Genomic DNA, 22,775 nt, shown 5'->3' with positions numbered 1-22,775 from the left:
ATGGCAGATCCATTTGGCTTTTTAAAATATCCGCGAAAAGATAATCCTTATCGACCAGCTGAAGAACGAATTCAGGATTGGGAAGAATTACAAACGCCGCTTAATGTTGAAGAGCGGCAAGAACAAGCGGCTCGCTGTATGAACTGTGGAATTCCTTTTTGTCACACAGGAATTTTTTATGGCGGCAAACGTGCCGTCTCAGGTTGTCCAAATGACAACTTAATTCCAGAATGGAATGACTTCGTTTACCGTGGTGATTTCAAAAGCGCCTTTGATCGTTTAGCGAAGACGAATCCGCTACCGGAAATGACCGGACGTGTGTGTCCAGCACCATGTGAAAAATCTTGTACAGAAGGGTTGAACGGTTCTGGTGTAGCAATCCATGACAATGAACGTTTCATTATTGATCATGCATTTGAAAAGGATTGGGTCAAAGCGGATGGATTACCGACAGAACGCACTGACTTTAAAGTTGCCATCATTGGTTCTGGACCAGCAGGTTTGTCCGCTGCTTGGCGGTTAAATCAGCTGGGACATCAAGTAACTGTCTATGAACGAAGTGATCGTGCAGGTGGGTTATTGATGTACGGTATTCCTAATATGAAGTTAGACAAAGACATCGTTCAGCGTCGGATTGATGTGATGGAAGAGGTAGGGATTACCTTCATCTTGAGCACTGAAGTTGGCGTAGACATCACGGCAGATGAGCTACAAGCGAAATACGATCGCATTATTATTGCTAGTGGCGCTAGCGTTCCGCGAGATCTAAAAATAAAAGGACGTGAGCTTCATGGCATCCAGTTTGCGGTAGATTATCTGACTGAATGTACAAAAGACGTGATGAAGCACGGTAAAAAAGTCACTGATCAAAAACTCGCTGGTAAGCACGTTGTTGTCATTGGCGGTGGAGATACTGGAAATGACTGTATTGGTTCAGCGATTCGTCAAGGAGCCGCTTCTGTTAAACAGTTAGAAATAACACCACAATTGCCAGCACAGCGTACAGCCAATAACCCATGGCCAGAATATTCAATGATCAACCGTGAAGGGTATGGGCAAGAAGAAGGAGCATTAAAAAATGCTGAGTTAACAACGTATACTACTTCTACCACTGCTTTTATTGGTGCTGAACGTGGGCAAGTGATTGCAATTGAGACTACTCAGGTAGACAATCAATTCCAACCGATTGCTGGGACTGAAAAAACATTAAAGGCAGACCTTGTCTTGTTGGCTATGGGCTTTACAGGGGCAGAAAAAAATTTACTTGATGCCTTTGATGTACAGGAAATTTATGAAGACTATACAACGAATAATGAAAAAGTTTATGTGGCAGGCGATGCCAGACGCGGTCCAAGTCTCGTGATTTGGGGAATTCGCGAAGGGCGCAAAGCAGCAGAAAATGTGGATCAGATTCTACGTTCATTGATTCATCAGTAAAACGAACTGTTATCAGGAAAAGTCAAAAAAATTCGTTTTATAAGATAAAAAACCGAACTCACTGTTTCTATCATTTGGGATAGTACAGGGATGTTCGGTTTCATTTTGTGTTAAAGTTCTAACAAACAAGCTTCTTAATCAGCTTGATTTTCTTTTTTTACAGGTACGATTGGTAAGGATACATCATCCAATTCGTCGTAAAGCGACTCTGGCGTCCCATTCTTAGTGTTGATTATTAAATGATAGCCATATTGATCCTGAATAGCTAGCTTCTTTTCGCTTAGCTCGATTAACTGGTAAATGATGGCTGTTCCATCTAAAATAATTGATAAATCAGGATAAATCGTTATCGTGTGATGTTTATGTTCTTTAGGATGAGTGAACTCCCAAGAACCGACATACATGCTATTTAGGTCCTTCGCTTCACGTCTGCGAATAAACTTAGAACTCACTGCTGCCACACCAAGTGAGGTCGCGCTCAGGAAGACGGGCCATTTCAATCTCATCAAAAAACTCCTTTCACACTGGCTTTGTTATACTATATAATAAAGTCTGTCATCTTTCCATCCGACTTAAGGACTATTTAACTTTTTTAGAAGGATTTTGATAAAAAATGAAGTATTCAGCCATTCAACTAGCTATTTTTATTGAAAGAAGCAATCGTTTTATTGCTCGTTGCCGTTTGTTATCGACAGGAGAAGAGATTATTACTCACGTTAAAAACACAGGGCGTAGTAAAGAATTACTTATTCCGAATGTTCTGGTAGCAGTAAATCATCAACCCTCCGATAAACGCAAAACAGCTTATGACCTGATTGCCGTCAAAAAAGGAGACATGTGGATCAATATTGATTCTCAAATTCCCAATGCACTCGCTGCCGAGGGAATACTAGCTGGAAAAATTAAATTGCCAGGATTAAGTGGGACAATCAATTTTTTGAAACGTGAGTATACTTTTGAGCGTTCGAAATTCGACATCTACTTTGAAACGGATCAACAAGAGAAAGGCTTTGTCGAGGTTAAGGGAATGACCTTAGAAAATCACAAGATTGGTGCTTTTCCTGATGCTCCGACAGTAAGAGGCTTGAAGCATGTAGAAGAATTAGATTTGGCACAAGCGATGGGCTATTATTGCTACCTTCTGTTCATTGTACAATTCCCACGGATTGAAGCAGCAACGATCCACAAAGAAATGCAGCCCGCGCTTTACGAAGCGGTAAAAAGAGCCGAAGCAGACGGTGTTCAGATTTTAGCGTATAATTGTGAGGTAGATCAGGAGAATATTTCAATATTGGGAACTGTTCCCTTTGATTTGAAGCAAACATTTATTGATCCGAATCAGTGAAAGGTGGAAAAATCATGATTAACTTAGGGATTATCGGGACAAATTGGATTACCGATCAATTTGTTCAAGCGGCTCATGAAACAGGTAACTATCAATTAACTGCCGTCTATTCTCGTCAACTGGAAACAGCGCAGAAGTTTGGAGAGAAATATGGAGATGTTGAGTACGCTATCGATCTAAATACATTTTTCGGGATTGAACACATGGATACTGTTTATATTGCTTCACCAAACAGCTTGCATTTTGAACAATCAAAGCAAGGAATTTTAGCCGGTAAAAATATCATCGTTGAAAAACCTGCTTTTTCAACACCGAATGAAATTAATGAGCTTATCGAGTTAGCGAATCAGAAAAGAGTTTTTTTCTTTGAGGCTGCTCGCAATATTCATGAAAAAGCTTTTAAAACTATTGCCGATTTTCTGCCCTTGAAAGATCAAATCTTTGGTGCGGATTTCAGTTTTATGAAATATTCATCACGTTACGATCAAGTGTTAGATGGTGAAGAACCAAATATTTTCTCCCCGCATTTTTCAGGAGGCGCATTGGTTGATCTAGGCGTTTACCCAATTTATGCGGCATTAGCTTGGTTTGGCATGCCAAAAGAAAGTGTCTATTATGGTCAATTGATTTCAACCGGTGTGGATGGACTTGGGACGGGTATTTTACGGTATGACAACTTTGATGTGACTATTCGGACAGGTAAAATTGGTGATAGTTTCCAAAAATCCGAGATTTATTTAACAAATGGAACTTTAGTAATAGACGCGGTTAATTCGATCAGTGAAGCAGTCTTTCACGACCGTAATCATCAACATAGGAAAAAATTGGCTGTGAATCGATTGGAGAATCCAATGGTAGAAGAGGCAAATGAATTTGCAGAAGTAATCTTGAATCCCACAGATCGTAAGTTAGGTACAGATTACGAGGAGTGGGTAGAGTTATCACGTAATGTAAATCAAGTAATTTATGATATGCGAAAAAGTGCGGGCATCATTTTTGATGCGGACGAGAAATAGAGGAATCCATGGATAAACAGAAATTGGTCCCATTTTTACAAAAAAACTGGGAAAAGGCCGGCTTTAAAAAGCCTGCTTTGATTCAGACAAAAGTTTATGATGCAATCAGTGAAGGAAAAAATCTTGTTGGAATTGCTCCGACAGGTAGTGGCAAGACATTGGCTTATTTACTACCGTTGATTAACACTCTTAAAGCGGGGATTCCCAGTCAAGTATTAGTGTTGACTTCTTCACAGGAACTAGCGATGCAAGTTGTCGAAGTCGCTCGAAACTGGATTAGCGGTTCAGGAATGAAAGTTCAGCCTTTGATCGGCGGCGCCAATGTCAAACGGCAACAAGAAGCATTGAAGAAAAAACCCGAATTATTAATCGGAACACCCGGTCGTGTTCTGGAATTACTCACGGCAAAAAAAATTAAAGCTCCCAATATCAAAACCCTCGTGTTTGATGAAGTAGACCAGCTGGTTCAAGGTCAGAGCTTACAGTTGATTCAAAACATTTTGAAGGCTACGGATAACAATGCGCAACATCTGTATTTTTCCGCAACTGCTGATGTCGTATTAAATGAATTGAATAAGATCGAACCTGAGCTGATCGTGGTAGATGTAAGCGAAGAAGACGATAGTCAAGGTGAGGTGCAACACTTTTACTTAGAAACAAGTGATCGTAAAAAGGTTGATCAATTACGTCGCTTATTAAATTTACCTGAGTTTTGGGGAATGATGTTTTTTAATCAGCTGACCGATATGGGCAGTGCAGAAGAAAAATTACGATTCCATCACTTACCAGTGGCAAGTCTAGCTTCCGATCAATCAAAAATTTCTCGCAAGGGTGCGATTGAACAATTTAAAAAGCATCAAACATTAGGGTTACTGACGACCGATTTAGCTAGTAGAGGACTAGACATTGAAGCACTACCATTTGTCATCAACGTCGATGTGCCATTAAGCGAGGAAAGCTATTTGCATCGTGCTGGCAGAGTTGGTCGAATGGGAAATGCCGGAGTCGTGATTTCATTTGTCACTCCACAAGAAAAACCAGACTTAATGAAAATTGCTAAAAAGCTGAATCTAGAGTTGGCACCAATTTATTTGTTTGGAGGAGAGCTTTTAACAGAAGAACCAGTAAAGCAAAGCGAACCAAAAAAGAAAAAAAGTAAAAAGAGCAAAGGGAAGAGACGGAAATAAGTCTCTTCTCTTTTTCGTTACAGGAAAATCTGGAGGGCATAAAGCTTTTGAATTCTTATTTGAGAAAAATTCATGAATTAGTAATAGTTGTTTACAGTATTTCTTTCATTTTTTAAGCGCTACTTCATTAAATTTAAGTTAGCCATCTTGCTAAAATAAGTTAAAATCGCTACAATAGTAGAGGCATGTTCTCGTAGCTCAGTAGGATAGAGCGATCGCCTCCTAAGCGATAGGTCGCTGGTTCGATTCCAGTCGAGAACGTAAAAAGCACGGCTTAGAGAACATCTCTAAGCCGTGCTTTTTTTAATTAAGCCCAATCGCCATTTCTAAAAATTGGAACCTTTGTCCCATCTTTGCGAATGCCATCAATATTCATTTGAGCAGAACCTACCATAAAATCCACATGTGTTTGGCTACTATTTAAACCAGCATCAGCCAATTCAGATTTAGTCATTTCAGTACCACCTTCCACACTAAAGGGATAAGCTGCACCCAACGCTAAGTGATTTGAGGCATTTTCATCAAATAGTGTATTGAAGAAGGTAATCCCTGATTGGGAAATAGGCGAAGGATCTGGAACTAAGGCAACTTCTCCTAAGTGTTTCGCTCCTTCATCAATCTCCAATAGTGAACCTAAGACATCAGCTCCATCCTTAGCAGAAAATTCTACTACCTTCCCGTTTTTAAAGGTGAATTTCATTTCCTTTAAAGTTGTTCCGGCATAGCTCAATGGTTTTGTACTAGTAATATAGCCATCGACACGATGACGATCTGGTGCGGTGAAGACTTCTTCCGTCGGCATATTTGCCATGAATTCATTGCCATCTGCAGCGTAACTTCCAGCACCTTCCCAGACATGATGATCTGGCAGTCCGATCACGATATCTGTACCTGGAGCAGTATAGTGTAAAGCAGAAAATTGTTCTTTGTTTAAACGTTCTGCTTGCTCACGCATTGCTGCATCATGTTCTTCCCATGCTTTCACAGGGTCATCTGCATAAATCCGGGTTGTTTTGAAAATTTCATCCCAAAGTTTATCGACTTGCTCTTCACTTGAATCGAGATCAGGAAAGACTTTTTTTGCCCAAGCGGGACTAGCAGCGGCGACCACTGTCCAACGTAATTTATTTGATTGAGTCGCTTCCATCACTGCTTGAAGTGCTTTGCCACGAGCTGCTTGATAACTTGCTACACGAGCTGTATCAACGCCTAGCAAAGCATCTGGATTCTGTGAAACGATACTGATTCGAGTGACCCGTTTTTCAGCAAATGCATTTGCTTCATCCACCTTATATGCAGGAACTTCATTGATTCTTTCTACTGCTGCATGACTCAAAAACTCCCGTTGAATTTCATCATCGTTCCATTGGACAATTACTTCTGCTGCGCCTAATTGATAAGCTTCTTTTGTAACAAGCCGAGCTAATACTGCTTGTTCAACGCTAGCGTATACGACTACAGTATCCTCTTGTTGAATATTTACGCCAACCTTTGCAATCAAATGCGCATATTTTTTTAAAAGTGTGTCAAAATTAGGTAAAACCATTCCTATCCCTCCATTTCGATAGTCTTATCTTAGCATTTCTTCGATATTCTAAAAAGAAAATGAGATTAATTACTGTATATAATAATTCTGAAGACCTTCATAAAATAAAAAAGATGCACCAATTATTTTGGTACATCTTCTAACAATCATTATGCTACTGCCTCTGCAAGTTTTTTCGCAAAAGCTTCTAAATTTTCAATATCCTCTTCTTCAGCTGCCATTTCTACTTTTACACTATCTGCTCCACGAGTTGCTCCCGTTTTTGCGAATGCTGCATCGAAATCATCGACAGATTTACAGTATTGATCGTAAAAAGTATCACCAGACCCACAGACACCAAAGATTTTTCCGGTTAAGTCTAATTCTTGTAATTCTTCATAAAAGTCTACGATTTCGTCAGGAAGATCGCCTTCACCATAAGTATATGTTGCAACGACACAAATATCCGCATCTTCAAAATCCTCTGCTTCTACTTGTGTACATTCATCAATTTCTACATCTAAATCCAAATTTTCGAAGGCTTCGGCCACGATATCGGCGATTTCTTCGGTATTACCAGTCATGCTGGCGTAAACAATTTTTGCTAATGTCAAAAGAATTCCTCCTTATTTGTTTGAATGAATTAATTTTTCCGAGAAAATTAGTTCAATTCGAATGCCATAGATCATTCAACTAATTCCATGCTTACTATTTTTAAGTAAATTCGTAAGACAAACCAATGCTTTACGGAAAAGTCCAAAAGACTTCCTCACGGCGACCATTCTTTTAATCTTGATAGAACAAGAAGAACTGGCAAAGTTGAACCGACATCCTTAGCTTTAAGCTAAATTTATGGTCATTATATCAAAATAGAAAACAAAAGGAAATCACTGCTTTCTAACCATTTGTTCGCTTAATAGGGTTATGTTAAAATGGACAAGATGAAAAAGGTATTCGTCCAGTATTTCACAGACTCTGACCGATACATTAATTCGAGGCAAGAGGACTTTGCTTGACTGGACGACCAATAAACTATTTTCACCAAGTCGATTATAGTTAACAGAAATAAGGAGACGAGAAAATGATTACATTAAAATCACCCCGTGAAATTGAAATGATGAATGAATCAGGTGAATTGCTGGCCGATGTCCATCGTCATTTACGTGATTTTATAAAACCAGGAATTACCAGTATGGATATAGAGAACTTTGTTAGAGACTTCATTGAAAGTCATGGTGGCGTGGCTGCTCAAATTGGATTTGAAGGGTACGAATATGCTACCTGTTGCAGTATAAATGATGAAATTTGTCATGGGTTTCCAAGAAAGAAACCTCTAAAAAATGGGGACCTCATCAAAGTTGATATGTGTGTAGAATATAAAGGCGCAATGTCCGACTCTTGCTGGTCTTATGCAGTTGGAGAGGTATCGTCTGAAATTCAACGCTTAATGGAAGTAACTAAAAAAGCAATGTATTTAGGGATCGAACAAGCTCAAGTTGGCAATCGTATCGGTGATATTGGTCATGCCATTCAGACATATGCCGAAGGTGAAGGTTTTTCAGTTGTACGTGATTTTGTAGGACATGGGATTGGCCCAACCATCCATGAAGAACCTGCGATTCCGCACTACGGCGTTGCTGGAAAGGGCCTGCGTTTAAAAGAAGGAATGGTTATTACAATCGAACCAATGATCAATACTGGTGTTTGGCAAATGAAGATGGATCCTAATGGTTGGACTGCCTATACTCAAGATGGCGGTTGGTGTGCACAATATGAGCACACACTAGCAATCACTAAAGAAGGGCCAAAAATCTTGACTTCACAAGGTGAAGAAGGAACTTATTAGAACGACGAGGATGCTATGGGACCAATAGATAAAATTAAAGGGAATAAGAAATTAATGGATTTTATCCAATCGATCCAAAAACATTTAGCAGAAACAGAAATAGGCGACCGCTCAGTGGTAGTTGCCTATTATTTGTTGCTGTCCTTTTTTCCAATACTAATTATTGTTGGGAATTTGTTGCCGTACTTCAATATTACTCCAGAAACAGTTTTGCCTTATTTGAGCGAGGCCATTCCTCCGAATGTCTTCAGCTTTTTGAAACCAGCAATTACAGGTTTGTTAGAAAGTAGTTCGGGTGGAATGCTTTCGATTTCTGTTTTAGCGGCATTATGGTCATCTAGTCGTGGAATTAACGCGTTACAGACAGCACTTAATCGTGCTTACGGAGTGGAAGATCGAGGGAACTTTGTCATCAGCCGTATTGTTTCAGTTGGGATTGTTGGAATATTAATGATGGCGATCATCGCTGTGGCACTTTTCTTTAGTGCTGGTCAAGTAATTTTAGACGCCTTGCAACAGTTATTACGTTTCTCACCTGATATTATCAATACTTTCTTGGCGTTACGCTGGCCTGTAACGCTAATCGGGCTATTGGTTATTCTCGGGGGTCTATACATCGTTATTCCCAATGCACATGTTCGTATTAAATATGCCTTGCCAGGAACAATTTTTGCAACAGTTGGTTGGATTGTTCTGGCTCAGGGCTTTAGTATTTATGCGCGAACGTTTGCTCAACGTGTGTCAGGATATCAGATCATTGGAAGTTTTATCGTTTTGATGTTTTGGTTGAACTTCGCTGCCACAATCATTATTTTAGGTGGTGTTCTAAATGTGACCATTGAGGAATATCGTACGGGACAAGAGGTTAAAGAAGGATCTAATCGTGTGAATAAATGGCTCAACAAATTGAAAGATCGTATTATTAAAAAGAAGAAATAATTTCAAGATTTTTTGTAAGATTTTACGAGAACCTTGTAAAGGTTCTTGAATCCTTTATAATAATTTTTAGTAAAAAGGCAGGTGTCAACATGTTAGTATCATTCGGATTGATCATAAAATATTTTTTAACGTTTTTGATTGCGTTAATTTTAACTCCGATTTTTAAAATAATCTCAGTGCAAACTGGTTTGGTAGATAATCCGAATGCGCGCCGAATGAATCAAGTGCCTATGCCTAGTGCGGGCGGCTTGCCGATTTTTATTACTTTTGCTATTTCTTCACTAATTCTATTTCGCGATGCGATTCCATTTGATTATATAAGTAAAATCTTGTTAGGTGCGTTGATTATCGTCATCACAGGATTATTGGATGATAAGTTTGAACTTTCTCCAAAACAAAAAAGTATTGGTATTTTACTGGCAGGTCTAGTGATCTATTATTACGCAGGCATTCGCTTCGACTTCTTTACTGCTCCATTATTTGGTCGAATCAATCTTGAATGGTTGAGTTTGCCTGCAACACTGTTTTGGATCTTTGGGATAACGAATGCCATGAACTTAATTGATGGATTAGACGGACTTGCTTCGGGTGTGTCTATTATTAGTTTAATGACGATTGGCATAATAGGATATTTCTTTTTGCATTCATCTCAAGTATTTATTTCTTTAGCTATTTTTTGTTTAGTCGCAAGTATAATTGGCTTTTTTCCATATAATTTTCATCCGGCCAAGATTTATTTGGGTGATACCGGAGCGTTGTTTTTAGGTTTTATGATTTCTGTATTGACCTTGCAAGGCCTAAAAAATGTTACCTTTATCTCTTTGATTACACCGTTGATTATTCTTGGTGTTCCGGTAACAGATACCTTTTTTGCAATGGTACGCCGCAAAACCAGCAATATGCCAATCTCGATGGCCGATAAACAACACTTGCACCACCGTTTGATGAACTTAGGATTTACTCATCGTGGTGCAGTATTAACAATTTATGCTATTGCTGTATTGTTTTCTTTCACTGCCTTATTATTGAATTATACGAGTAAAGTTGGGACGATTGTTTTGATTATTGCGATGGCTTTTGCCTTGACTTTCTTATTAGAATTAATTGGCTTGATTCCCGAAAAATATGGGTTCATTACAAAAAGTTTTCGATTTTTTGGGAATAAAGAATATCGTTCGCAAGTATTACGTAAATATTTCAAGAAATGAGTGTTGTCGTCTCTTATGAAAAAGAATGATATAAATGTGACTGTCAGCATTGTTACTCATAACAGTGACAAGATTTTTTTAAGTTTAGATTCAATGATTGAAATATTAAATAAGGAGCAATCAATTCAAATCAAAATTTTTGATAATGCCTCTGAGAAGAATTATCGCGAGCGATTAGCAAAATATCTTGATTATCCATTTGTATCGATTGAGTTCTATGGAGAAAATAAGGGCTTTGGCTTTGGACATAATGCGAATCTCTTAGGTGTTTCCGGTTATGGAATTATTTTTAACCCAGATATTATTTTGTCAGAAAACCATTTACACGAAATGGTTGATCATTTAGCAGCGAATCCTAAGTGTGGGCTTTTAGCCCCTAAGATTCTGAATGAAGATGGAACGACACAGTACTTAATTCGTGATCATTTAGATGTCTTTGACTATATGCTTCGATTTATTCCCTTCAGATTTGTTAAAAGAATATTTGCAAAACGGTTAGCAAAATTTGAATGTCGTGACTTGCCAGAGGATCAAGACAGCTTTGTCCGAATGATTTCTGGCAGCTTTATGGTGGTTGATCTAGCCAAGTTCCATGAAATCAATGGATTTGACGATCGCTACTTTATGTATTTCGAGGATAATGATCTTTGCCGTAAAATGGAGCAAGCTGGCTACAAGGCGTTATATAGTCCACAATTTTCAGTTGTCCATTTGTACGAGCGCGGAGCAGTTAAAAACCAGAAATTATTTTTTATTTTTTTACAGTCCATGAGAAAATATTTTCAAAAGTGGGGCTGGCAATTTTTTTAAATTTGGAGGTAGGGAATGCTAAAGCAGTCCGAGAAGCGGATTTCCGTTTGTATGGCAACGTACAACGGCCGCCACTTTATTGAAGAACAATTGAACAGCATTTTCCCACAACTTTCGGAGCATGATGAGCTGATTATTTCCGACGACCATTCAACAGATGGAACGTGGGAATTTTTATTAGACTTGAAATCAAAGGATCCACGAATCAGGCTCTTCCAAAACAATCAGCAAGGCTTGATTGCTAATTTTGCCAATGCGATTGAGAAAAGTACGCATTCAATTATTTTTTTGAGTGATCAGGATGATGTTTGGCATCTGGATAAGGTCAAAAAGACAATGCCTTATTTTGATAATCCTGAAACACAAGCCGTTATTTCTGATTTGATTATTGTGGACAATGATTTCGAAGTTTTGGTTCCCTCTTATCAAGCGATGCGTCATACTCACTCTGGATTTTGGCATAACCTTGTAAAGAGTAGCTATATTGGTGCCGGCATGGCGTTTCGTTCTGAGCTAAAAAAAATTATTTTGCCGATTCCATTAAATGTACCGATGCACGACATGTGGATCGGCTTACTGGCAGATTACTATCATGGGGTTGTCTTTATACCAGACCAATTGGTTTATTATCGGCGGCACGGATTGAATGCATCAGAGATTAAAACAACGGCCTCGTGTCTTCAACAATTTAAATGGCGCTGGAATGCATTGCAATTGGTGAGGAAAAGAATAAAGGAAATCAAAAAAAAATAGTAAAATGATTCTTCTAGTAACTAACATCAGGTATAATATGTTCGTATGTATTGAAAAGGAGCGTAATTATGAAAGGAATTATCTTAGCAGGGGGCAGCGGTACTCGTTTATACCCTCTTACTAAAGCAACCTCGAAACAATTAATGCCGGTTTATGATAAACCAATGATTTACTATCCAATGTCAACATTGATGTTGGCTGGAATCAACGAGATTTTAATTATCTCAACACCACAAGATACGCCAAGATTTGAAAATCTTTTCGGGGATGGGCATGAATTAGGAATTCACATTGAGTATGCCGTTCAGGAAAGTCCAGATGGTTTGGCACAGGCTTTCATTATTGGAGAAGAATTTATTGGTGACGATAGTGTTTGTTTAGTTTTAGGAGACAATATTTATTACGGTGATGGATTGTCTCGCATGCTCCAACGTGCAGCTAAGAAAACTGAGGGAGCAACAGTTTTTGGTTATCATGTAAATGATCCAGAACGCTTTGGCGTAGTGGAGTTTGACGATGAGATGCAAGCTGTGTCAATCGAAGAAAAACCTGAAAAACCAAAATCCCACTATGCGGTAACTGGTTTGTATTTCTATGACAATGATGTAGTGGAAATTGCCAAGAATATTGAACCTTCTGAACGTGGTGAGTTAGAAATCACGGATGTGAACAAAGAATACTTAAAACGCAATAAATTGTCTGTTGAAGTGATGAGTCGTGGATTTGCCTGGCTAGATACAGGCACTCATGAGTCATTGTTAGAAGCATCGACATTTATTTCAACGATTGAAAAACGTCAAAATTTAAAAGTTGCTTGTTTGGAAGAAATTTCTTATCGAATGGGTTATATTACCAAAGAGCGTCTGATCGAACTTGCCCAACCATTGAAGAAAAATCAATATGGACAATATTTATTACGTTTAGCAGAAGAGGAATAAGCATGGGAAAAATTAAAGTAACAGAAACAAATTTAACAGATGTTAAAATCATTGAGCCGGCTGTTTTTGGTGACCATCGAGGATTTTTCACAGAAAGCTTTTCGGTAGAAGATTTTAAAGCAGCTGGGATAGATTTCAATTTTATTCAAGACAATCATTCACTTTCTACACAACCGGGTGTACTACGCGGTTTACATTTTCAAAAAGGAAAGTCAGCACAAACGAAATTGATTCGTGTTGTCACTGGTGCGGTTCTTGATGTCATCGTTGATATCCGCAAAGGCAGTCCGACTTACGGGAAATGGGAAGGCTACATCCTTTCTGAGCATAATCATCGTCAGCTGTTAGTTCCTCGTGGCTATGCTCACGGATTTGTTACATTAACACCGAATGTCAATTTTATGTATAAATGCGACAACTACTATGATGCAGAGGCGGATGGCGGTATTTCATTTGCAGATCCAGATTTAGCGATTGATTGGCCGATTGCTATCGAAAAGGCCATCACATCAGAAAAAGATGCAAAACAACCAACCTTGAAAGAATTTGAAGCTGAAAATCCTTTCGTTTATGGTGAAATTTAAGGGGTAGATAATTGATGAAAAATATTATCGTAACTGGTGGAGCAGGTTTTATCGGCTCTAATTTTGTTCATTACGTAGTAAATAATCATCCAGAGGTTCACGTAACGGTTTTAGATAAACTTACGTATGCTGGAAATAAGGAAAATCTAGCTGGTCTTCCTGAAGATCGAGTAGAATTAATAGTCGGCGATATTGCTGATGCGGAATTGGTAAACCGTTTAGTTAAAAAAACAGATGCTGTCGTTCACTATGCTGCTGAATCTCACAATGATAATTCATTGAAAGATCCATTTCCGTTTGTTCAAACGAATATCATTGGAACCTACACATTGATCGAAGCGTGTCGTAAAAATGATGTTCGCTATCATCATGTGTCAACGGATGAGGTTTATGGCGATTTACCATTGAGAGAAGACTTACCAGGACATGGCGAAGGTGAAGGCGAAAAATTCACAGCAGAAACGCCATACAATCCTTCAAGTCCTTACTCATCAACGAAGGCAGGTTCAGATTTACTAGTAAAAGCTTGGGTTCGTTCATTCGGGTTGCAGGCAACGATTTCAAACTGCTCTAATAATTATGGACCTTATCAACACATTGAAAAATTTATTCCTCGTCAAATTACAAATGTTTTGAGCGGCATTCGTCCAAAGCTGTATGGCGATGGGAAAAATGTGCGTGACTGGATCCATACTAATGATCATTCTTCCGCTGTTTGGTTGATTTTAACTAAAGGAAAAATTGGTGAAACTTACTTGATCGGTGCCGATGGTGAAGAAGACAATAAAACCGTTATGGAGATTATTTTAGAAGAAATGGGTCAACCAAAAGATGCTTATGATCACGTAAAAGATCGTGCAGGACATGATTTACGATACGCCATTGATTCTACAAAGTTGCGGGAAGAATTAGGCTGGTCACCAGAGTTCACGGATTTCCGTTCAGGAATGAAAGATACCATTAAATGGTATACTGAACATGAAGATTGGTGGCGCGCAGAAAAAGAAGCTGTTGAAAGTAATTATGCCAAAAACGGCCAATAATATTAATTGAATCAGGCAGGGATATCCTGCCTTTTTTTGAGAAAAGGAGTCGATATAAATGATCTTAATAACAGGCGGACACGGACAATTAGGAACAGAACTTCGTCATTTACTAGATGAAAAGCAGCTTGAGTATCTTTCAACGGATGCGGATCAGCTCGATATTACTGATAAAGAAGGTACCTACAAGTTCATTACAGATATGAAACCAGAAATTATCTATCATTGTGCGGCGTATACTGCTGTTGATAAGGCGGAGGACGAAGGAAAAGAGTTAGACGAAAAAATCAACGTGGAAGGCACACGTAACGTTGCTGAAGCAGCAAAAGCTGCTGGAGCAACATTGATTTATATCAGTACAGATTATGTCTTTGATGGCAAGAAAAAAGAAGGTATGTATCAAGTAGACGATGCGACCAATCCATTAAATGAATATGGTCGAACAAAACTATTGGGTGAAAAAGCTGTACAAGAAACGATGGATGATTATTATATCATCCGTACTTCATGGGTATTTGGCATCTATGGTCACAATTTTATTTATACCATGCAGAAATTAGCTAAAACCCATGATCGCTTGACAGTTGTAAATGATCAATTTGGTCGACCAACTTGGACGCGGACATTGGCAGAATTTATGGTATTCGTAATCGAGAAGAAAGCACCATTCGGCATTTATCATTTATCGAATGAGAATAGTTGTTCTTGGTATGAATTCGCAAAAGAAATTTTAAAGGATACGGATGTAGAGGTTGCACCAGTGACTTCTGATGAGTATCCACAGAAAGCAACCCGCCCGCAATACTCAATCATGGACTTAAGTAAAGCCAAAGTATTAGGTTTTGAAATTCCAACGTGGCAAGAAGCATTAGCCAGTTTTCTTGAATTAGAAGAGAAACAATAGGGAAAGATAGAGGTGAGAAGTTTGTTTGAAGTAGTGGTTGTTCTTTATAATATGACATATTCTGAGTCGCCGACAATCGTGAGTCTGAACCAACTTCTTGCCTCAGGAGCTTTTCCGGAAATTAGAAAGATTCTAATTTTTGATAATAGTGTGTCTTCAACTATACCTGAAGGATTAGATAAGCGCTTTGTTTATTATCATAGTAAAACGAATGTAGGATTAGCTAAGGCATATAATTATGCGTTGGGCCAAAGTTCCGATGATACAGAATGGCTAATAACACTAGATCAAGATACAATACTAACGAAAGAATACTTAGAAGAGATGACCTCTAAGTATTTAGAAGTACCAGAAAGAGTTGTAGCTATTGCTCCGATTATCAAAGATAGCGGACAACAAATTTCTCCTGTCCGCAATGATACATTACGTCCACTAAATAAAGCACTACCTAAAAAGGATTGTATATATTCTCAAGATATTATGGTAATTAATTCAGCAACGGCTATTCGACTATCTTTTTTAGAACAAATCGGCGGGTACAATGAGGAGTTTCAAGTAGATTATTTAGATCATTGGGTAAGTTGGGCTATTTTTAAATATCAAAAAGAGGTATATGTACTGAATGAAATATTAACTCATTCGTTATCAGTTCTTCATGGTAGAGAATTATCTTTTTCTCGTTATAGGGAAATTTTAAGAAGTGAAAATATTTTTTATAGCAAATATAAAAAAAACTTATTCCAAGATTATAAGAAACACTTATTTATGAGAGGTTTGAAGCAACTGCTCTTTGGCAGAGCTGTTTTTTTTAAAGCTACTATAAAAACTTTTTTTAAAATACTAATGTAGAAAAATAGGTGGAAATAGATATGGAAAAAATTAGCAATCGAATTGGACAGTGGCTTCTACTTATTTCAATAGCAGCCTCATTCAGTATTTGGTTTTTTGGAACCAAAACTTTTCTAACTGGAATATTTTATTTTCAAGCAAATCAATTACTATTTGGAACTATAGTTATCATACTTATTCTTAATTTTAAGAAGTTCTTGCTTGAAGATTATGTAATTTTGGGTTATGCATTCATAGTAGGGGTTTATAGCTTTATCACTTCGGGAGAAAAGTACATTGATACACCTGAACTAAATTTAGTACTTCCTTCTATAATTCTCTTGATACTATGTTATAAAGTTTGTCGGTTTAATAAAATAGAGTTGACTTTTTTATCAAGTTTATTAGTTGTAATTATTATCGTTATGTCAGTCAAAACACTCATTGGATTAAGCAGAATCATTACATTAGATAGGATAATAGCTTTTGACAATAGCTTGAGAGAATTGTGGATAAATGTAAATACGATTGGTGCTGCATTGACGTTTGGTGTAATGTTACTCACAATTCTCTTGAAGAGTTCAAAATATGTACTTTTGAGATACTCTGTGGTTGTCTTTTACTTAATAGGATTGATACTTACATGGGCATGCCAATCTAAAACGCCATTGATGATTCTATTTCTATTCATCATCTTAGACAATCTAATACCTAAATTTATTTTTCAGCGATTTAAAATATGGTTAGCATTTATTCCAATGGTTTTTATCGGTATGCCATTTATAGCTCATTTTTTTGCTGATTCGGTAAAATATGATTTGTTTACAGGAAGAGAAGATATTTGGAAACGTTTCTTTGAGGTTTGGTTAACAAAAGATGAATTTATTTACACTGGTCTAGGTGTTTATGTTGATCCAGTAAAGCAACTTAGTATACATGATAGCTATTTATTTACTCTTTCTAATTACGGAATCATCGGTTATATTCTTCTTTTTGGATTTTTAACGTTCTTAATTATTTTGGTTTGGTTTAACCATGGGAAGGAACTTTCAAAGATGCAAGTCAGTTGTATGTTAGCTTTTTTTGTGCTGACAATTTATGCTTCGATGGAAGATACGCTATTAGTTGCACCTTGGATGCCATTGATTTATATTTTCATTGGGCTGGCATTATCAGAACGATCTATTCGCAAGGATATCGTAAAGACAACTTTGAAAGATCCTGAAAGAAGAACAGAAAGTAGAATAAATAAATACTATTGATATTGTTAAAAAAAATATATGTCTTCTTGTGTGAGCACTAAATGTCGAGTATACTTCTTTTTATTATCATGAGTAAATGAATTAATCTAAATAGCTGGGAGATTTATTGATGTTTGAAAAAAAAAATCGAATTCTTTTAAGAGAATTGGTGAAAACGGACTTTAAATTACGGTATCAAGGTAGCGTAATTGGATATGTCTGGTCCATTTTGAAACCCTTATTATTATTTGCAGTAATGTACATCGTTTTTGTTCGTTTTCTTCGTTTCGGGCAGGATGTTCCTCATTTTGCTGTAGCTCTTTTGTTAGGGATGGTACTTTGGAATTTTTTCACTGAAACGACTAATCTTGGAATGATGTCGATTGTTTCCAGAGGAGACTTGTTGAGAAAATTGAGTTTTCCAACAGAGATAATTGTTATATCTATATCTATTAATGCATTGATTAACTTGGTAATTAGTTTCGTCATTGTTTTTATTTTTGGATTGATTAATCAAGTTGAAGTTTCTCACTATGCCTTCGTTGTTCCATTGTTGTTAATCGAACTCTTTGCCTTTTCATTGGGTGTGGCGTTCATATTAGCGACCATTTACGTGAAATTTAGAGATATCGGACCAATATGGGAGGTACTATTGCAAGTTGGAATGTATATGACCCCTCTGATTTATCCAGTAACATTGGTGATGGATAAAGATCTAACAATAGCTAAATTATTAATGTTGAATCCAATGGCTCAGATAATCCAAGATATGCGCTATTTATTAACCAGTTCTGTGAACGTTACAACATGGCAATTGATTAATAATAAGTTTATTGTAGTAATACCATACATTATTCCATTTGTTGTCTTAATTGTTGGTTTCAGGATTTTTAAAAAGAATTCAAAAAGATTTGCGGAGATCATTTAATATGGAAAAAGAAGTAGCAGTAAAAGTTGAGAATGTTAAAAAAAGTTTCAAATTACCAACGGAAAGTACGACTAGCTTAAAAAGAACTATGGTAAATTTTTTCAAAGGAATCAAGGGCTATAGAGAGCAAGAAGTTTTAAGAGAGATATCTTTCAATGTAAATAAGGGAGATTTTTTTGGTATCGTGGGAAGAAACGGTAGCGGAAAGTCAACTTTGCTTAAGATAATCTCTCAAATTTATGTTCCAGAAAAAGGTTCTGTAAAAGTTGATGGTAAATTGGTTTCTTTTATTGAGCTTGGAGTTGGTTTCAATCCAGAACTTACTGGACGGGAAAATGTTTATCTTAATGGTGCAATGCTTGGTTTTTCAGAAAATGAAATCAGCGAAATGTATGACGATATCGTGGATTTTGCGGAACTGAAAGATTTCATGAATCAAAAACTTAAAAATTATTCAAGTGGGATGCAAGTTAGATTAGCTTTTTCTGTAGCCATTCAGGCGAAGAGCGACATTTTGGTTTTAGATGAAGTTTTAGCAGTAGGTGATGAGGCGTTTCAAAGGAAATGTAATGATTATTTTATGCAAGCCAGAGCAGATAAAAAGACAATTATACTTGTAACACATTCAATGGAAGCTGTACGAAAGTATTGTAATCGTGCACTAATGATTGATAAAGGTGAAATCAAAGTTTTAGGAACTCCAGATGAAGTAGCCAATCAATATTCTCTAGACAATGTAACTCAAACAGGAACTTCTACAGTTATTGAAGGTGCAGATAGTGCTGTGGCTGGACTTACAGAAAAAGGTACGAATATTAAGAATCTGAAGATAAATTTACTTTCTCCAAGCATGTTAACTAAGGAGAACAGAAAAGTTGAATTCGAAGTTTCTTATGATGTACTTAGTGAAATGGAAACCTATGTAGCTTTTTCATTAACTGACATTGATCGAAATGTTTGGATGTATAACGATAATTCTATGGATAAGGATATATCAGGTACCGGGAAAAAAGTTTTGAAATATGAGTGTGAATTGTCAAACATTAACCAGTGTAAACTTCAATTGACTGTATCTGTGAGGAATAAAGAGCAAGAGCCATTGGCTTTTAGCGATTCAAAAAATTCTCCAATCATTATGGTTTCTCCAATTGAAAACCTAAATGAAGCGGCCCGTGATTCAAGCACGGGAATACTAACTAGAAATGGTTTTTGGAAAATTTAGATGTTTATTTGTAAAGTGAGGAAAAATGGATAGAATTATTTCAGTGATTATAACTAGCTTTAATCATCAAGACTATATTGAACAATGTATAAAAAGTGTTTTTGAGCAGACCTATAGAAGTATTGAATTAATTATTATTGATGATGGATCGACTGATGAGACAACTCAACGTATCAGTAGAATACTAGAAAATGATCCGTTCGAAAATACTCAATTTATTATTCAAAAGGAAAATCGAGGAGTCTGTTACACACGGAATGAAGGATTAGAAATAGCGAAGGGTGATTATTTTCTATTTTTAGATAGCGATGACTTTTTGGATCCTCTTTTTATTGAAAAGTTGCTTACTAAAGCAGAACATGAAAAAGCAGACATTGTTTATTGCGATTTAAAAAATATTGATACAAATGAGATTTTCATGAAGGCGAAAACATTTGATTTGATTAGCTTTCTTCAAGGAAATTACATAATAAATACTTCATTAATCAGACGTCAGGCAGTAGGCGATAGTCGTTACGATATCAAATTGAACCGCGAATTTCTAGAAGACTATGACTTTATGATGAATTTAATTTTAATGAAAAATGCAAAAGCCGTTTATGCTGAAAATGTATCATTAAATTATAGAGTATTGAATAATTCAATTTCACGTAAAGATAATCATACTTCCAGAGAGTATTTTTATAAAATTTATGCATATATCTTGAAAAAGTACATTAATAATTTTCCGGATGAGATTTTCACTGCTTTAAATGCAAATAGTTTAATATTAGAGGGGCGGATCCAAGATCTAATTGAACATCTTTCAGATGTAACGAAATATACTGAAGAATTGAAAAATGAGAATCTTGAAAATAAAGAACAAATTTTCCAACTAAAGTCAAATGCTGAGACACTTCAACACATTAACAATATATTAACTCAGGAAAAAAATGAAATATTGCAGTCTAAGTCTTATCGCATCGGAAATCTAGTTGTCAAACCTATTAGTATTATCAATAGAGTCATACATAATCCGAGACTTTTAAAAAAAGGGGGATATAGACTCAAAAATAAAATAGTTAGATGGTATAAAAAAATTCCAAGTCCTAAACGAGGATTATTGAAGCTAGTTCGAGATTTTCAAAGAAGTCGATATAATACTAGTAATCAAAAAAGATTTCTGATTTATGTGATATATGAAAACCAAGAGTCTGTTCAGAAATACAAGTTGCTTTTTTTAGATGCTATTGCGGAGCTTTGTGAAGAGGTATTGATCGTAGTCAATGGTAATCTGTCAGACTCTGATCGGGTAATCTTAAGCAATTATGGAAAAGTTTCTGTACGTAAGAATGTTGGATATGATACTGCGGCGTTTAGATATGGAATCATGTCTCTTGGTAAACAATACTTGAAACAGTTTGACGAGTTGCTACTAATCAATGATACAAATATCGGTCCGATAGGTGATTTGGCTACGTCTTTTGAAAAAATGCAGGAAAAAAATCTTGATTTCTGGGGTATTTCATACGGAGAAGAACAAAGTGATATAACTGGTTTAAATCCATATAAGTATATCCCTCTACATTTGCAAACTTTCTTTTTGGTTATTCGAAAAACTTTATTGAACTACTCAGGTTTTTATGACTATTGGGAAGCTCTAAACGATACTAACTCTAGAAATAAAGCAATTGGATTTCATGAAACGGTATTTACTAAGCACTTTAATGATCTTGGATTCAGACATGGAGCTTTAGCAGCTAATAATCAAGATAGTGCAATGTACATCCATCCTTTGACGATGTTAAAAGAGGGTGTCCCTTTGATTAAGTATTCAGCGTTGAATAATTATAATGATGAAAAATTTTTATGGCAAGGATTACAGCGACATTCTGAGGTTCCAGATCTATTAGATTATTTAGAGCAGCAAACAAGTTATCCGATCGAAGAAATTGAAAAAATAATGAGTGATATAAAAAATAAGGAAAAGAGTCAATATATTTTAATAATCGATGGTGTAGAAAATATTATTCCACAATGTACACGTTATAGAGTAGTTAACAAAGCTGAGCAGTTAAGACTAAATGGCTTCAATGTGAAAACAGTTAACATGTCACAATTCCGCCTATCAGATGCTGAAAATGCAAGCTTGATTATCATTTATCGATACGGTTATTGTGATTTGCTTGCAGAATTATGTTTATTAGCTAAACAATTTAATAAAACTGTTTTATATGACATTGATGATTTGGTGATTGATACAAAGTACACAGATCAATTACCCTATACACAGCAACTCTCAGAACAAAAAAAACAAAATTATGATGCGGGTGTTAAAAACTACGGTCGCATGTTACGTTTATGTGATGGAGCAATTACTTCTACAAGTAAACTACAAAAAGAACTTTCAAATTATCAGGATTTAGTTTTATTAAATCGAAATCTAGCAAGCCAAGAACTAGTTGAGATAAGTAATCGAGTAATTAGTAGCAAAGTAATTGGATCTAATAAAGTTAAATTAGGCTATTTTTCGGGTTCCATTACGCATAATGAAGATTTTAATTTGATAAAAAATGATGTTGCTAGATTGCTTAAGAAACATTCAAATGTTGAACTTCATCTCGTTGGTCATTTAACAATACCAGATGAATTATCTAGATTTCATGAACAAATTATTTTCCATGATTATGTGGACTGGAATGAGTTGCCATCTCTTATAAGCCAAGTGGATATCAATCTTGCACCTTTAACCAATTCTATTTTTAACGAAGCTAAATCAGAAATAAAATGGCTTGAAGCAGCTCTAGTTAAAGTTCCGACTGTTGCGAGTAATTTAGGGACTTTTAAGAAAATGATAAATAACGGAGTCACTGGTGTATTAGTTGATGATAATGATTGGTATGATTGTTTAGAAAGACTTGTGTTATCCGCTGATTTACGTCAAGAAATAGCAAATAATGCGTATAACTTCGTATTAAATGAATGTGTCACGTCAAAAGAAGATTCATTGGTAGAATACTTAAGAGCCATCAAAAAATGAGG

21 protein-coding genes and 1 tRNA gene are annotated in these 22,775 nt (G+C 36.4%); 19 read left to right on the top strand and 3 right to left on the bottom strand.

The genetic code is table 11. The features are described 5' to 3' along the window. Positions 1-1,437 (top strand): glutamate synthase subunit beta, encoded by a 1,437-nt coding sequence (locus tag IGI44_RS11380; RefSeq protein WP_438787834.1) that lies wholly within the window; start codon positions 1-3, stop codon positions 1,435-1,437. Positions 1,438-1,571: 134 nt separating this feature from the next. Here IGI44_RS11380 and IGI44_RS11375 read toward each other — a convergent pair whose 3' ends face one another. Further along, positions 1,572-1,943, bottom strand: coding sequence for a DUF4828 domain-containing protein (locus IGI44_RS11375; RefSeq protein WP_438787833.1), 372 nt, complete (start codon positions 1,941-1,943; stop codon positions 1,572-1,574). A gap of 107 nt (positions 1,944-2,050) precedes the next feature. Between IGI44_RS11375 and sfsA the strand changes: the two genes are divergently transcribed. From sfsA to IGI44_RS11355, 4 genes are all read left to right on the top strand, one after another. Then, a complete protein-coding gene (sfsA, locus tag IGI44_RS11370) occupies positions 2,051-2,782 on the top strand; it encodes a DNA/RNA nuclease SfsA (protein ID WP_438787832.1) in 732 nt (243 codons plus the stop codon). A gap of 14 nt (positions 2,783-2,796) precedes the next feature. Then, positions 2,797-3,798 carry a Gfo/Idh/MocA family protein gene (locus IGI44_RS11365; protein WP_438787831.1) on the top strand — a complete coding sequence of 334 codons (1,002 nt, stop codon included), beginning with the start codon at positions 2,797-2,799 and terminating at the stop codon, positions 3,796-3,798. A gap of 8 nt (positions 3,799-3,806) precedes the next feature. Further along, the gene (locus IGI44_RS11360; RefSeq protein WP_438787830.1) at positions 3,807-4,985 is read left to right on the top strand and encodes a DEAD/DEAH box helicase; all 1,179 of its coding nucleotides are present in this window, start codon (positions 3,807-3,809) and stop codon (positions 4,983-4,985) included. A gap of 187 nt (positions 4,986-5,172) precedes the next feature. Next, a tRNA-Arg gene (locus IGI44_RS11355) sits at positions 5,173-5,246 on the top strand. A gap of 46 nt (positions 5,247-5,292) precedes the next feature. Here the strand turns inward: IGI44_RS11355 and IGI44_RS11350 are convergent. Then, positions 5,293-6,531: an aminopeptidase gene (locus IGI44_RS11350; protein ID WP_438787829.1), complete on the bottom strand. Its 1,239-nt coding sequence runs from the start codon at positions 6,529-6,531 to the stop codon at positions 5,293-5,295. Positions 6,532-6,680: 149 nt separating this feature from the next. Next, positions 6,681-7,124, bottom strand: coding sequence for a flavodoxin (locus IGI44_RS11345; protein ID WP_438787828.1), 444 nt, complete (start codon positions 7,122-7,124; stop codon positions 6,681-6,683). A gap of 467 nt (positions 7,125-7,591) precedes the next feature. Here IGI44_RS11345 and map point away from each other — a divergent pair, with 467 nt between their 5' ends. From map to IGI44_RS11275, 14 genes are all read left to right on the top strand, one after another. After that, complete coding sequence (gene map / locus IGI44_RS11340) at positions 7,592-8,356, top strand: type I methionyl aminopeptidase (protein ID WP_438787827.1); 765 nt, start codon at positions 7,592-7,594, stop codon at positions 8,354-8,356. A gap of 15 nt (positions 8,357-8,371) precedes the next feature. Continuing rightward, positions 8,372-9,295: a YihY/virulence factor BrkB family protein gene (locus IGI44_RS11335; protein ID WP_438787826.1), complete on the top strand. Its 924-nt coding sequence runs from the start codon at positions 8,372-8,374 to the stop codon at positions 9,293-9,295. An 89-nt stretch (positions 9,296-9,384) separates the two neighbouring features. Next, entirely contained in the window at positions 9,385-10,503 is a 1,119-nt protein-coding gene (locus IGI44_RS11330; protein WP_438787825.1) for a glycosyltransferase family 4 protein, read from the top strand. 15 nt (positions 10,504-10,518) lie between these two features. Further along, a complete protein-coding gene (locus tag IGI44_RS11325; protein WP_438787824.1) occupies positions 10,519-11,313 on the top strand; it encodes a glycosyltransferase family 2 protein in 795 nt (264 codons plus the stop codon). A gap of 15 nt (positions 11,314-11,328) precedes the next feature. Continuing rightward, positions 11,329-12,066 (top strand): glycosyltransferase, encoded by a 738-nt coding sequence (locus IGI44_RS11320; protein ID WP_438787823.1) that lies wholly within the window; start codon positions 11,329-11,331, stop codon positions 12,064-12,066. Positions 12,067-12,134: 68 nt separating this feature from the next. After that, positions 12,135-13,004: a glucose-1-phosphate thymidylyltransferase RfbA gene (gene rfbA, locus IGI44_RS11315; protein ID WP_438787822.1), complete on the top strand. Its 870-nt coding sequence runs from the start codon at positions 12,135-12,137 to the stop codon at positions 13,002-13,004. Between the two features lie 11 nt (positions 13,005-13,015). Beyond that, positions 13,016-13,588 carry a dTDP-4-dehydrorhamnose 3,5-epimerase gene (gene rfbC / locus IGI44_RS11310; protein ID WP_216410539.1) on the top strand — a complete coding sequence of 191 codons (573 nt, stop codon included), beginning with the start codon at positions 13,016-13,018 and terminating at the stop codon, positions 13,586-13,588. Between the two features lie 14 nt (positions 13,589-13,602). Then, positions 13,603-14,631 (top strand): dTDP-glucose 4,6-dehydratase, encoded by a 1,029-nt coding sequence (gene rfbB, locus IGI44_RS11305; RefSeq protein WP_438787821.1) that lies wholly within the window; start codon positions 13,603-13,605, stop codon positions 14,629-14,631. Positions 14,632-14,689: 58 nt separating this feature from the next. After that, positions 14,690-15,535, top strand: a complete 846-nt coding sequence (gene rfbD / locus IGI44_RS11300; RefSeq protein WP_438787820.1) for a dTDP-4-dehydrorhamnose reductase — start codon at positions 14,690-14,692, stop codon at positions 15,533-15,535. Between the two features lie 21 nt (positions 15,536-15,556). Continuing rightward, positions 15,557-16,384: a glycosyltransferase gene (locus IGI44_RS11295; RefSeq protein ID WP_438787819.1), complete on the top strand. Its 828-nt coding sequence runs from the start codon at positions 15,557-15,559 to the stop codon at positions 16,382-16,384. Between the two features lie 20 nt (positions 16,385-16,404). Then, positions 16,405-17,625, top strand: a complete 1,221-nt coding sequence (locus tag IGI44_RS11290) for an EpaQ family protein (protein WP_438787818.1) — start codon at positions 16,405-16,407, stop codon at positions 17,623-17,625. Between the two features lie 109 nt (positions 17,626-17,734). Continuing rightward, positions 17,735-18,532, top strand: a complete 798-nt coding sequence (locus IGI44_RS11285; protein ID WP_438787817.1) for an ABC transporter permease — start codon at positions 17,735-17,737, stop codon at positions 18,530-18,532. 1 nt (position 18,533) lies between these two features. After that, positions 18,534-19,754 carry an ABC transporter ATP-binding protein gene (locus IGI44_RS11280; protein ID WP_438787816.1) on the top strand — a complete coding sequence of 407 codons (1,221 nt, stop codon included), beginning with the start codon at positions 18,534-18,536 and terminating at the stop codon, positions 19,752-19,754. Positions 19,755-19,779: 25 nt separating this feature from the next. Then, positions 19,780-22,773 carry a rhamnan synthesis F family protein gene (locus tag IGI44_RS11275; RefSeq protein ID WP_438787815.1) on the top strand — a complete coding sequence of 998 codons (2,994 nt, stop codon included), beginning with the start codon at positions 19,780-19,782 and terminating at the stop codon, positions 22,771-22,773. Positions 22,774-22,775 lie beyond the last annotated feature (2 nt).

Source organism: Enterococcus sp. DIV0756, assembly GCF_051710745.1.
GTDB lineage: Bacteria > Bacillota > Bacilli > Lactobacillales > Enterococcaceae > Enterococcus_A.
The sequence above is the reverse complement of the archived record's forward strand: the minus strand, read 5'-3'. Positions and strand labels throughout refer to the sequence as shown.

Bases quoted from the DNA above. Each gene is read 5' to 3' on its own strand.
- rfbB (WP_438787821.1), top strand. From the start codon at position 13,603: ATGAAAAATATTATCGTAACTGGTGGAGCAGGTTTTATCGGCTCTAAT.
- IGI44_RS11365 (WP_438787831.1), top strand. From the start codon at position 2,797: ATGATTAACTTAGGGATTATCGGGACAAATTGGATTACCGATCAATTT.
- map (WP_438787827.1), top strand. From the start codon at position 7,592: ATGATTACATTAAAATCACCCCGTGAAATTGAAATGATGAATGAATCA.
- IGI44_RS11275 (WP_438787815.1), top strand. From the start codon at position 19,780: ATGGATAGAATTATTTCAGTGATTATAACTAGCTTTAATCATCAAGAC.
- sfsA (WP_438787832.1), top strand. From the start codon at position 2,051: ATGAAGTATTCAGCCATTCAACTAGCTATTTTTATTGAAAGAAGCAAT.
- IGI44_RS11280 (WP_438787816.1), top strand. From the start codon at position 18,534: ATGGAAAAAGAAGTAGCAGTAAAAGTTGAGAATGTTAAAAAAAGTTTC.
- IGI44_RS11285 (WP_438787817.1), top strand. From the start codon at position 17,735: ATGTTTGAAAAAAAAAATCGAATTCTTTTAAGAGAATTGGTGAAAACG.
- rfbD (WP_438787820.1), top strand. From the start codon at position 14,690: ATGATCTTAATAACAGGCGGACACGGACAATTAGGAACAGAACTTCGT.
- IGI44_RS11330 (WP_438787825.1), top strand. From the start codon at position 9,385: ATGTTAGTATCATTCGGATTGATCATAAAATATTTTTTAACGTTTTTG.
- IGI44_RS11360 (WP_438787830.1), top strand. From the start codon at position 3,807: ATGGATAAACAGAAATTGGTCCCATTTTTACAAAAAAACTGGGAAAAG.
- IGI44_RS11320 (WP_438787823.1), top strand. From the start codon at position 11,329: ATGCTAAAGCAGTCCGAGAAGCGGATTTCCGTTTGTATGGCAACGTAC.
- IGI44_RS11325 (WP_438787824.1), top strand. From the start codon at position 10,519: ATGAAAAAGAATGATATAAATGTGACTGTCAGCATTGTTACTCATAAC.
- IGI44_RS11380 (WP_438787834.1), top strand. From the start codon at position 1: ATGGCAGATCCATTTGGCTTTTTAAAATATCCGCGAAAAGATAATCCT.
- IGI44_RS11335 (WP_438787826.1), top strand. From the start codon at position 8,372: ATGGGACCAATAGATAAAATTAAAGGGAATAAGAAATTAATGGATTTT.
- IGI44_RS11375 (WP_438787833.1), bottom strand. From the start codon at position 1,943: ATGAGATTGAAATGGCCCGTCTTCCTGAGCGCGACCTCACTTGGTGTG.
- rfbA (WP_438787822.1), top strand. From the start codon at position 12,135: ATGAAAGGAATTATCTTAGCAGGGGGCAGCGGTACTCGTTTATACCCT.
- IGI44_RS11290 (WP_438787818.1), top strand. From the start codon at position 16,405: ATGGAAAAAATTAGCAATCGAATTGGACAGTGGCTTCTACTTATTTCA.
- IGI44_RS11350 (WP_438787829.1), bottom strand. From the start codon at position 6,531: ATGGTTTTACCTAATTTTGACACACTTTTAAAAAAATATGCGCATTTG.